Origin of the sequence: Roseiarcus sp. (genome assembly GCF_049514155.1) — a bacterium.
In the GTDB taxonomy this organism is placed as follows: Bacteria; Pseudomonadota; Alphaproteobacteria; order Rhizobiales; family Beijerinckiaceae; genus Roseiarcus.
Map to the genome: position 1 here is coordinate 1 of NZ_JBEKVH010000147.1, position 9,315 is coordinate 9,315.

The 9,315-nt window shown below is 65.5% G+C and carries 9 protein-coding genes; 5 read left to right on the forward strand and 4 right to left on the reverse strand.

Features of this window, described 5'->3' with window-relative positions; all coding sequences use genetic code 11:
• On the forward strand, positions 1-197 hold a 197-nt coding region (locus ABSF49_RS17255; RefSeq protein ID WP_424113885.1), incomplete at its 5' end, for a hypothetical protein.
• Between the two features lie 31 nt (positions 198-228).
• Here ABSF49_RS17255 and ABSF49_RS17260 read toward each other — a convergent pair.
• Positions 229-981, reverse strand: coding sequence for an SDR family oxidoreductase (locus ABSF49_RS17260; RefSeq protein ID WP_424113886.1), 753 nt, complete (start codon positions 979-981; stop codon positions 229-231).
• Between the two features lie 133 nt (positions 982-1,114).
• Positions 1,115-1,804: a ribulose-phosphate 3-epimerase gene (rpe, locus tag ABSF49_RS17265; protein WP_424113887.1), complete on the reverse strand. Its 690-nt coding sequence runs from the start codon at positions 1,802-1,804 to the stop codon at positions 1,115-1,117.
• 561 nt (positions 1,805-2,365) lie between these two features.
• Here rpe and ABSF49_RS17270 point away from each other — a divergent pair.
• The 3 genes from ABSF49_RS17270 (at position 2,366) to ABSF49_RS17280 (ending at position 4,700) form a co-directional block, all read left to right on the forward strand.
• A complete protein-coding gene (locus tag ABSF49_RS17270; RefSeq protein WP_424113888.1) occupies positions 2,366-2,917 on the forward strand; it encodes a hypothetical protein in 552 nt (183 codons plus the stop codon).
• Positions 2,918-3,490: 573 nt separating this feature from the next.
• On the forward strand, positions 3,491-4,108 hold the full coding sequence (gene folE / locus ABSF49_RS17275; RefSeq protein ID WP_424113889.1) for a GTP cyclohydrolase I FolE: 618 nt from the start codon (positions 3,491-3,493) through the stop codon (positions 4,106-4,108).
• A 28-nt stretch (positions 4,109-4,136) separates the two neighbouring features.
• Complete coding sequence (locus tag ABSF49_RS17280; protein WP_424113890.1) at positions 4,137-4,700, forward strand: dihydrofolate reductase family protein; 564 nt, start codon at positions 4,137-4,139, stop codon at positions 4,698-4,700.
• Between the two features lie 12 nt (positions 4,701-4,712).
• On the opposite strand, the gene ABSF49_RS17285 is transcribed toward ABSF49_RS17280, so the two are convergent.
• Together ABSF49_RS17285 and ssb are read right to left on the reverse strand one after the other, a co-directional pair.
• Positions 4,713-5,024 (reverse strand): 4a-hydroxytetrahydrobiopterin dehydratase, encoded by a 312-nt coding sequence (locus ABSF49_RS17285; protein WP_424113891.1) that lies wholly within the window; start codon positions 5,022-5,024, stop codon positions 4,713-4,715.
• Positions 5,025-5,124: 100 nt separating this feature from the next.
• Complete coding sequence (gene ssb, locus ABSF49_RS17290; protein WP_424113892.1) at positions 5,125-5,613, reverse strand: single-stranded DNA-binding protein; 489 nt, start codon at positions 5,611-5,613, stop codon at positions 5,125-5,127.
• 307 nt (positions 5,614-5,920) lie between these two features.
• Between ssb and uvrA the strand changes: the two genes are divergently transcribed.
• The gene (uvrA, locus tag ABSF49_RS17295) at positions 5,921-8,944 is read left to right on the forward strand and encodes an excinuclease ABC subunit UvrA (protein WP_424113893.1); all 3,024 of its coding nucleotides are present in this window, start codon (positions 5,921-5,923) and stop codon (positions 8,942-8,944) included.
• Positions 8,945-9,315: the final 371 nt, after the last annotated feature.

Below are 9,315 nucleotides of genomic sequence, written 5' to 3' on the forward strand. Positions count from 1 at the left end.
TTGCGACGCTGGATAACGCGTCGGCGCTTCAGACCAATCCGAAATGCCAATACATGGACAACCCGATCGGCTGTACTTGCGCCTTGCAGTACGGAGGAACCGTCGGTTGGGATCAAACCCACATGTGGTGGACGATGCCTACCCATGACCAAGCCAAATATACCAGATGCCTCAAGGTCAATGGCGGCACCAAGTAGGCACTGGGCACCAAGCGTCAGATTTTGACCACTAGCGACCCCCGGCGACGTCGAGCACCGCCCCCGTCACATACGAGGCGGCGTCGCTGAGCATCCAGACCACCGCCTCGGCGACCTCGTCGGGCGTGCCCGGCCGCCCCATCGGCGTCGTCGCGCCGATGCGGAAGGCGCGATCGGGTTCGCCGCCCCTGGCGTGGATCTCGGTGTCGATCAGGCCGGGGCGGACCGAATTGACCCGCACGCCGTCGGCGGCGAGCTCTTTCGACAGGCCGATCGCCAGAGCGTCGACCGCCGCCTTCGAGCCGGCGTAGTCGACATAGAGGTTGGGCGAGCCGATCCGCGCCGCGGTCGAGGAGATCAGCACCAGCGATCCGCCGGCGCCGCCGAGGCTGGTCGCCATGCGCCGCGCCGCTTCGCGCGCCGTCAGATAGACGCCGAGAATGTTGACTTCGAACATGCGCCGCATGCGCTCGACGCTCATCTCGACCAGCCGCGCCGCCGGCGCGACGATCCCGGCGTTGGCGACCACCCCGCGCAACGGTCCGAGCGCCCGCACCGCGCCGTCGAACATCGCCGCGACGTCGTCCTCGTCGGCGACGTCGCCGCGCAGCGCCACCGCCTTGCCGCCGCTGCGCGCAATCTCCTCCACCAGCGCGTGCGCCGCCCGTTCGTCGCGCAAATAATTGACCCCGACCGACCAGCCACGCGCCGCGGCCAGCCGCGCCGTCGCCCGGCCGATGCCGCGCGCGGCGCCGGTGACGAGAATCGCTTGTCCCTCGCTCATGGGGAAAACTTGCCCCGCCGGCGCCCGCGACGCAAGCGGCGCAAGCGCGCTCTTCCGGCCCCGGCGCGGCCTCAGAGCGCGCGGCGAAAAAGTGGACGCCGGTTTTCGCCAAAAGCGCGCGACAGCGGGAATTCTAGGCCGCGCGGCCCGCACTCGCGACGCTGCGCCTCAACGCTGCGAGATTGGCGGCGTAGGCCGCCCGCCCGCCGTGGAACGCGGCCGAACCGGCGACCAGCACATTCGCGCCGGCCGCGACGACCAGCGGCGCGGTTTCGGCGGCGATGCCGCCGTCGACTTCGATATGGATCGGCCGCTCGCCGATCATGCGCCTGACCCGCGCGACCTTCTCGAGCATCGCCGCAATGAACGCCTGACCGCCGAAGCCGGGATTGACGGTCATCACCAGCACCAGATCGAGCCGGTCGAGCACGTATTCGATTGCGTCGGGCGACGTCGCCGGGTTGAGCGCGACGCCCGCCTTCTTGCCGAGCGCGCGGATGGCGTGCAGCGAACGGTCGAGATGCTGGGTCGCCTCGGCCTGGACGGTGATGCGGTCGGCGCCGGCTTGGGCGAAGGCTTCGAGATAGGGGTCGATCGGCTCGATCATCAGATGACAGTCGAACGGCTTGTCGCTGTGCGGGCGAAGCGCCGCCACCACCGCCGGCCCGAAGGTGATGTTGGGCACGAAATGACCGTCCATCACGTCGAGGTGAATCCAGTCGGCGCCGGCGGCGGCGATGTCGCGCGTTTCCTGGCCGAGATTGGCGAAGTCGGCCGACAGGATCGACGGCGCGAGGACTAAGGACCGATCAAATGCGCTCATCAAACGTCGCCTCCGGCTTGGGCTCGATTGTGGTGGAAAACGCGGTCCGTTTTCAAGCCGCCCGACCGGCAAAGCCGTTGAAAGCCGCCTGGCGCCCCGTCGATTGGACCATGTTAACCGGTTAAGCCGCCCATCCCCTACAAATAGAGCCGCCGCGACGCCTCATTTGGCGTCAGCAATGCGCCGGTTGCGGTCGGCCTCGGATAATCAGGCGGCCCTCGAAAGCGGCCCCCACGCCGGCGAGGCGCCTTCGGCGACCATCGGCGGGGAGGAGACGTTCGCTCCTATTTTTGCGCACTTCGACAACGGCTGCAGACCCGCAATCAAACCGCCACGCAATGAAGGAATCGCTTGTGTTATTTTCGTTCCGCAACAATAATTCTTGTGGAGAGAACGCTGAAGCGCGGTTTGTTATTCAGCAACGGATCCGAGCGCCGATCGGCGCCGTAAGCCATTGAAGCGATTGGTCCGCTTGGACTCGGGATTTGGCGCCGGATTGCAGAATGTCATAGCAACCATAACCCGGCGCCGCCCTAACCAAGAACTCGAAAGGAACGCACGGTGAAAGTCAGCCTGGGAGACGCGCTCTTTTCGCCTCTGCTTTCGATAATACTTCTTTTCATCGCAAGTGTCCCGATTGACGCAAATGAAGGCAATCGCAACATTGTCATAAAGTTCAATCACGGCCAACAGCACGTGCACACGGAAATCAAGATCACCCTCGCCGGTGATGTCTTTATTACCAACGATTCGCAACAATTAAATATGTCCAACGTCTGCAATAATGGCGACTCTTCAGGCATTTTCGGTCGTCTTGGTAAGCATAGCGACTATACGGCAAAGTGCAAGGATCAGACGGGGTCCACATCATCAAGCTATGCAACCCTAAACGGAGATAATTTTAAATTTGAAGACAAATACATGTTTCACACTTCCGCAACAAATATTGTGACTTTAACGACATTGTACGACATAAATATCAATCGAACGTCATGCCAAGGTTACGTCTTGAAACATGTTAGAGGCAATGACCTCAGTTTCATAACCTCGAATGGAATAGGGATAGAGGATAAGAAGATCCCGATCACCGATTGCGCGGTTTCCGCTCTTTAGTGGGTTGAATATGGAAAGACGATCGCGCGAACCATCCCGCGCCCCCGCTTCCGCGATGTCTTTCGTATCCTGCAACCCAGCGGATGGCTACGATCTTTATTGCCGAAGAAGCGGCTGTTTTGCCCGCAAAATCGCGCCGAACGGCGCCTGGACGCGGCGCGATTACATCATTGCCGGGCGGCCCTGATGCTCGCTTCGCTCGGTCCTCGCGCAATCCCGTTCATCGGGGAGCGCGCAAATCGCGAAGACTGCGCCGAGCGCGCCCGCTCTTAAGCGAAAGCGGGTGATTTTGCATAGCTCGGTCGAAAGCCGCCGCGACGCTAGGCGCGCGCGAACGTCCGCTGCGGCATTTCAATTGCCCGAAGCCGCCGTTCCGCCATCGGCCGCTTCGGGTCGCGCTTGGCCAATCAAGTGGTCTCGCGCGGGGCGCCGGCCGCCCTAAATGCAGTGGGGACGTCCTAACCAGATCGGCGTGAATTGAACGTTTCGGGCGCCTGAAGCGGCGCGTTGACGCGGCCCGCGAGCGGCGGCTACAGCTATGAGGCGCCGTCCCGGCGCGACCGGGGAAGCCGCATGCCTGCCGACCCGAACTCCGCCGCGCCGCGGTCGCCCGTCCCGATCGACGATTCCGAAGCCAAGCGCGCCTTCCGCGACATCCTGCGCTGGATCGGCGAAGACCCCGACCGCGACGGCCTCAAGGACACCCCGGCGCGCATGATCCGCGCCTATCGCGAATATTTCGCCGGCTACGAGACCGATCCCGAAGAGGCGCTGCGCACCACCTTCGCCGAGGTCGACGGCTACGACGAGATGATCGTGCTGCGCGGCGTCACCTTCGAGAGCCATTGCGAGCATCACCTCGCGCCGATCGTCGGCCGCGCCTGGGTCGGCTACCTGCCCGACCGCCGTGTCGTCGGCATCTCCAAACTGGCGCGGATCGTCGACATCTATGCGCGGCGGCTGCAGATCCAGGAACGGCTGACGGCGCAGATCGCCAATGCGATCGAAAGCGTGCTCAAGCCGCGCGGCGTCGCGGTGGTGGTCAAGGCGACCCACCATTGCATGATGAGCCGCGGCGTGCGCCGTCACGGCGCCGATCTCGTCACCAGCCGCATGCTCGGCGTCTTCCGCGACCAGCCGATCACCCGCAGCGAGTTTCTCGCGCTCGTCGACTCGAAGAGCGAGTCCTGAAGCGCGTCGCCCTGGAGAGCCTGAGTCGATGCCCGGCGATTTTCATTACGAAGGCTACGCCATCGTCTCCGCCGACGGGATGATCGCCGGCGCCGACGGGCGCATGCCGCCGGCGCTGCAGAACCCGGCGGACGCGCGCTTCTTCAGCGAGGCGCTCGATCGCGCCGCGGTGCTCGTTCACGGCCGACATTCGCACGAGGGCCAGACGAATTCGCCGCGCCGGCGCCGCGTCGTCGTCACCCGCCACGCCTCGGCGATCGCCGCCGACTCTGAATTTCCTCATTCCGTGCTGTGGAATCCAGCTGGCGCGTCGTTCGCCGCCGCCTGCGAAGCGCTCGGAATCGCCGGCGGAACGGCGGCGATTCTCGGCGGGCCGGACGTCTTCGCGCTGTTTCTCGGGCTCGGCTACGAGCGGTTTCTGCTCAGCCGCGCCGCCCAGGCGCGGCTGCCCGGCGGCCTGCCGATCTTCGGCCGCGGCCGGCTTCCGGTCGACGAAGCGCTCGCCGCGGCGGGCCTGAGGGCGGCCGAGCCGCGCTGGCTCGACCGCGAGGCGGGGGTCTCGCTCACCGTTTGGCGAAAGTCGGCCGACTGAACCGGCGGGCGATCAGCGCCCGGCGAGGAACGGACGCGCAACGGCGGAGATGCGGCCGGCCAGCGCGATGTCGCGTTCGGTGACCGCATTGCCGGCGTCGTGGGTGCTCAGCTTGAACGAGACCCGGTTGTAGACGTTGACGATCTCGGGATGGTGGTTCGCCTCCTCCGCCTCGAAACCGACGCGCACGATCAAGGCGAGCGCGTCGCGGAACGAGGCGAAGGCATAGCTGGCGGCGATCGCGCCGCCTTCGCGCTTCCAGTCCGGCTGCGCCGTCAAGGCGGCGTCGATTTCGTCGGCCGTCAGCACTCTCGGCATGGCCATAGCGCGTCTCCCTGGCCGGAACGGCGCAACCGCGTCGCAAGGACCCGGATGGGTCGGCCGCCCCCGCCCAATTCTCGCGTTGCGACGGCGACCGGCCCGCTCAGAACGGAATGTCGTCGTCGAGGTCGCCGCCGCCGCCCGACAGGGCCGGCCGCTTGGCCTCGACCGGCGACGAGCGCCCGACGCTCGGGGCGCGCTCTTCGCTGGCGAAGCTGTCGCGTCCCTCGCCGGCGGCGCCGCGCGAATCGAGCAGCGTCAGTTCGCCGCGGAAGCGCTGCAGCACGACCTCGGTGGTGTATTTCTCCACCCCCGACTGGTCGGTCCATTTGCGGGTCTGCAACTGGCCCTCGACGTAAACCTTCGCGCCCTTCTTGCAGTATTGCTCGACCACGCGGCCGATGTTCTCATTGAAGATCACGATGTTGTGCCACTCGGTCTTCTCCTTGCGCTCGCCGGTGGCCTTATCGCGCCAGTTTTCCGACGTCGCGAGCGAGAAGCTGACGACCTTTTCCCCGGAATTCAGCGACCGCACCTGCGGGTCCTTGCCGAGATTGCCGATCAGAATGACTTTGTTGACGCTACCGGCCATGATGCTCTCCCTACCCGCCGCCGCCGCCGCGACGCGCACGCCGCCTGAAATTGGTCTAGCCCATCGTCTTCGCCGGCGCCCGCCCCTCTTGCCGCAAAGCCGCGGCAATAGCGCGGCCGACCGCCATGAGGCCCGACTTTTCCACAGTCGAAGCACGCGGCCGGCGTTTGGCGGCGACGGAATTCGACACTACATTCTTTTCGCGAACGCCGCGCGGAGCGCTTCTCAACGTTCTTCGTTTGTTCTAGCATCGCCGCGCCGGCCGCGCAAGCGCCGGCGCGAATCGCGTCATTCCACAAGGGTCCCCATGGCGAGCGGCAAATCCTCCAGGCGCCCCCGCGCGGCCGAGCCGATCGACAAGCTGTTCGGCGGCCGCACGATCGCGGTGCACGGGGCGCGCGAGCACAATCTCAAGAACGTCGACCTGACCATCCCGCGCGACAAGCTGGTGGTCTTCACCGGTCTGTCGGGCTCGGGCAAATCGTCGCTCGCCTTCGACACGATCTACGCCGAGGGCCAGCGCCGTTACGTCGAGTCGCTCTCGTCCTACGCGCGCCAGTTCCTCCAGATGATGCAGAAGCCGGACGTCGACCAGATCGACGGCCTGTCGCCGGCGATCGCCATCGAGCAGAAGACGACGTCGAAGAACCCGCGCTCGACCGTCGGCACGGTGACCGAAATCCACGACTACATGCGGCTCTTATGGGCGCGCGTCGGCGTGCCCTATTCGCCGGCGACCGGCCTGCCGATCGAGAGCCAGACGGTCAGCCAGATGGTCGACCGCGTGCTGGCGCTGCCGGAGCGCACGCGGCTCTATCTCAACGCGCCGGTGGTCCGCGGCCGCAAGGGCGAGTACCGCAAGGAGATCGCGGACTACATGAAGCGCGGCTTCCAGCGGCTTAAGATCGATGGGGAATTCTACGAAATCGCCGACGCGCCGACGCTCGACAAGAAGGTGAAGCACGACATCGAAGTCGTCGTCGACCGGCTGGTCGTGCGCCCCGATCTGGCAAGCCGGCTGGCCGAAAGTTTCGAGACCGCGCTCGAGCTGGCGGACGGGTTGGCGATCGTCGAGATTGTCGAAGAGCGAATGGCGAATGAGCGAATGGCGAATGGCGAAGAAGGGAGCGGCGCCTCTTCCCATTCGCCACTCGCCACTCGCCACTCGCCCGAAACTCGCCACTCGCCCCAAAGAATCCTCTTCTCCTCCAAATTCGCCTGCCCGGTCTCCGGCTTCACCATTTCCGAGATCGAGCCGCGGCTGTTCTCGTTCAACAACCCCTACGGCGCCTGCCCGGTCTGCGGCGGGCTCGGCTCGGAGCTGACGGTCGACGCGAGCCTCGTCATCCCCGATGCGCGCCTGAGCTTACGCAAGGGCGCGGTGGCGCCGTGGGCCAAGTCGAGTTCGCCCTATTATCTGCAGACGCTGGAGGCGCTCGGCCGCGCCTATAAGTTCCGCCTCGACGTCGCCTGGGCGAGCCTGCCGGACAAGGCGCGCGAAATCATCCTCAACGGCTCGGGAACCGAGGAGGTGCGCTTGGCCTACGACGACGGCCTCAGGTCCTACGAAGTGAGGAAGCCGTTCGAGGGCGTGGTCAAGAATCTCGAGCGGCGCCACCGCGAGACGGAAAGCGAGTGGTCGCGCGAGGAGATCGAGCGCTTCATGACCGCGACGCCGTGCGTCGCCTGCCAGGGCTTCCGCCTCAAGCCGGAGGCGCTGGCGGTCAAGATCGACGGCAAGCACATCGGCGAAGTGAGCCTGCTGTCGGTCAAGGCGGCGGTCGCGTGGGCGCGCGCGCTGCCCGCCGCGCTCGACGCCAAGCGCAACGAAATCGCCGAGCGCGTCCTCAAGGAGATCATCGACCGGCTGACGTTCTTGAGCGACGTCGGCCTCGACTATTTGACCCTGTCGCGCGCCTCGGGCACCTTGTCGGGCGGCGAGAGCCAGCGCATCCGCCTCGCTTCCCAGATCGGCTCGGGCCTGACCGGCGTACTCTACGTGCTCGACGAGCCGTCGATCGGCCTGCACCAGCGCGACAACGCCCGTCTGCTCGACACGCTCAGGCGCCTGCGCGAACTCGGCAACACGGTGATCGTCGTCGAGCACGACGAGGACGCGATCCTCGCCGCCGACTATGTCGTCGACATCGGCCCCGGCGCCGGCGTGCACGGCGGCGAGATCGTCGCCAAGGGCACGCCGGCGGAGATCAAAGCCGACCCCAACTCGCTGACCGGCCAATATCTTTCCGGCGTGCGGTTCGTGCCGACGCCGCCGCGCCGCCGCGTCGCCCCCCCGGGGCGCGAGCTGAAAATCGTCGGCGCGCGCGGCAACAATCTCAAGAATGTCACCGCGGCGATCCCGCTCGGCGCCTTCACCTGCGTCACCGGCGTTTCCGGCGGCGGCAAGTCGACCCTGATCGTCGACACGCTCTACAAGGCGACGGCGCGGCAGTTGAACGGCGCGAGCGAGCCGCCGGCGCCGCACGACCGCATCGACGGGCTGGAGAAGCTCGACAAGGTCATCGACATCGACCAGTCGCCGATCGGCCGCACGCCGCGCTCCAACCCGGCCACCTACACCGGCGCCTTCACGCCGATCCGCGAATGGTTCGCCGGCCTGCCCGAGGCCAAGCAGCGCGGCTACCAGGCCGGGCGCTTCTCGTTCAACGTCAAGGGCGGGCGCTGCGAAGCCTGCCAGGGCGACGGCGTGATCAAGATCGAGATGCACTTCCTGCCCGACGTCTACGTCACCTGCGACGTCTGCAACGGCAAGCGCTACGACCGCGAAACGCTGGAGGTGAAGTATCGCGACAAGTCGATCGCCGATGTGCTTGACATGACAGTGGAAGAAGCGGCGGACCTGTTCAAGGCGGTGCCGTCGATCCGCGACAAGATGGACACGCTGAAGCGCGTCGGCCTCGGCTACGTGAAAGTCGGCCAGCAGGCGACCACCCTGTCGGGCGGCGAAGCGCAGCGCGTCAAGCTCGCCAAGGAACTGGCGCGCCGCTCCACCGGGCGCACGCTCTACCTTCTCGACGAGCCGACGACCGGCTTGCATTTCCACGACGTCGCGCAATTGCTTGATGTGCTGCATGAGCTGGTCGACCAGGGCAACACCATGGTCGTCATCGAGCACAATCTCGAAGTGGTGAAGACCGCCGACTGGATCGTCGACATGGGCCCCGAAGGCGGCGACGCCGGCGGCGAAGTCGTGGCGACGGGAACGCCCGAGCAGATCGCGCGCAACCCCAAGAGCTACACCGGCCGCTACCTGAAACACGTCCTCGACCGCGGGCGAGCGAAGAAGGCGAAGGCGGAGGCGGCGGAGTAGAGGGGGCGGAGCCTTGGTCTGAAGTTGAGGTTAAATTGAGTTAGCGCTGCGGGGGAGTATTGCATCCCAATTTCTGTATTACATCCTGGAGCGAAGGTAACTCAGAATATAGATGGCTATTTTTGACAGCCTCGCCGGCTTGTAGTGCAAGTTTAGCACACGCTTCTGCAACTGGGTTTGAGGTCGCAGTACCGCCTGAATCCGTAATAACTGGCGCGACAGTTAACGTATGGACCTGCTCTTCTAGCCGACGCACCCTCCCTTCTAATCCGGCGACAAACCATACCGCGCTAACCAATGCGACTGTGATTGTCACGGCACTCCCGATGGTCCTGATCGCTTCGCCAGATAGCGCCACTGTCATCCCCGGG